Annotated in this window: 2 protein-coding genes and 1 pseudogene; 1 reads left to right on the top strand and 2 read right to left on the bottom strand. The window is 74.0% G+C overall.

Annotated features, from left to right (window positions below):
* Positions 1-195 (top strand): annotated as a pseudogene (locus L2I40_RS23240) (Ldh family oxidoreductase); the annotation flags it as partial.
* Between the two features lie 236 nt (positions 196-431).
* Here the strand turns inward: L2I40_RS23240 and truA are convergent.
* Both truA and L2I40_RS23250 read right to left on the bottom strand, forming a co-directional pair.
* Positions 432-1193, bottom strand: coding sequence for a tRNA pseudouridine(38-40) synthase TruA (gene truA, locus L2I40_RS23245; protein ID WP_237217727.1), 762 nt, complete (start codon positions 1191-1193; stop codon positions 432-434).
* On the bottom strand, positions 1194-1334 hold the full coding sequence (locus L2I40_RS23250) for a hypothetical protein (protein WP_372491109.1): 141 nt from the start codon (positions 1332-1334) through the stop codon (positions 1194-1196).
* Positions 1335-1341: the final 7 nt, after the last annotated feature.

Raw genomic sequence — 1341 nt, forward strand, 5'->3', positions numbered from 1 at the left:
GAGAGCGGCTTCATGGCGCAGGCCGTGCGCGGCAACCCGCCGCGCCCCGGCTTCGACGCGCCGCGCCTGCCGGGCGACGGCGCGATGGCGCGCCGTGCGCAGGCGCTCGCCGAGGGTGTCGCGCTGCACCCCGCGATCCCGCCGGCCCTGGCGAAGCTGGCCGACCGCTACGGGCTGGAGATGCCTGCCCCGTAACGGCGCTTGCGCGGAGGACTATATTCCTGTCATGCTGGCGCATGACGCTCCCCAGCCGGCCCCCGTCTAATTCGTCCGAACCTGCTCTCTCTTCCCCCGCAGGGGGGGGCGAACGCCAAGGGCGTTCGACAGGTGGGGGCGGGGCCACATTCTTGCCCGCACCTGACCAGATCGAATTCGTCCGAATCCTGCCGCCGGCGCCAAAGCTGTAAAGCGCCAAAGCGGTAAAGTGGCGCTCAGACCCAGTCGGGCTCCGGATCGTAGCGGGCGAAGCGGAAGACCAGGCCCTCCGGCGGCGCGGTCATGCCCGCCTTCGTCCGATCCCGCCCGTCTAGCAGCTGCCGCGGCCACGCCACCCCGCGCCGCCCCGCGCCCACCTCGACCAGCGTGCCCACCAGGTTCCGCACCTGGTGATGCAGGAAGCTCCGCGCCTCCGCGACGACGACGATTTCGTCCGAAACGCGCATCACCTCCAGCCGGTCCAGCGTGCGCAGCGGCGACTTCGCCTGGCAGGCCGCGGCGCGGAAGGCGGAGAAGTCGTGCCGCCCGAGCAGCGCCTGTGCCGCCTCGTGCATCGCCGCCGCATCCAGCCGGCGCTTGACGTGCCAGAGCCGTCCCGCCTCCAGCGCCGGCCGCGCGGCGCGGTTCAGGATGCGGTAGCGATAGCCGCGGCCGATGCAGTCGAAGCGCGCCGACCACTCGTCGGGCACCCGCGCGGCGGCCAGCGCCACGACGCGGTGCGGGACGGTGCGCGCCGAGATCGCCTCGCGCACGCGCTCGGGCGGCAGGTCGTTGGCGAGCACGAGGTCCACGACCAGGCCCTCGGCATGCACGCCCGCATCGGTGCGGCCGGCGGTGGTGGCCAGCACCTGCTCGCCCCGGTTCAGCGGCGCGGCCGCCTCCTCGATCACCTGCTGGATCGAGAGGCCGTCGGGCTGCCGCTGCCAGCCGACGAAGCCGCTGCCGTCGAATTCGAGCTTCAGCGCGTAGCGCGGCATTCAGCCCAGCACCGTGCCGGGCGGCAGTGCGAAGCCGCGCAGGAACTCGGCCGCCGGCAGCGCCGCGCGCCCCGCGCGCTGCAGCCGCGTCAGCCGCAGCGCGCCCTCGCCACAGGCGATGGTCGGCGCGCCGTCCAGCACCGTCCCG

Source organism: Falsiroseomonas oryziterrae, from assembly GCF_021864505.1.
In the GTDB taxonomy this organism is placed as follows: Bacteria; Pseudomonadota; Alphaproteobacteria; order Acetobacterales; family Acetobacteraceae; genus Falsiroseomonas; species Falsiroseomonas oryziterrae.

What these genes read in the sequence shown, in the direction of transcription:
- truA (WP_237217727.1), bottom strand. Translation starts at nt 1,193, where the DNA reads ATGCCGCGCTACGCGCTGAAGCTCGAATTCGACGGCAGCGGCTTCGTC.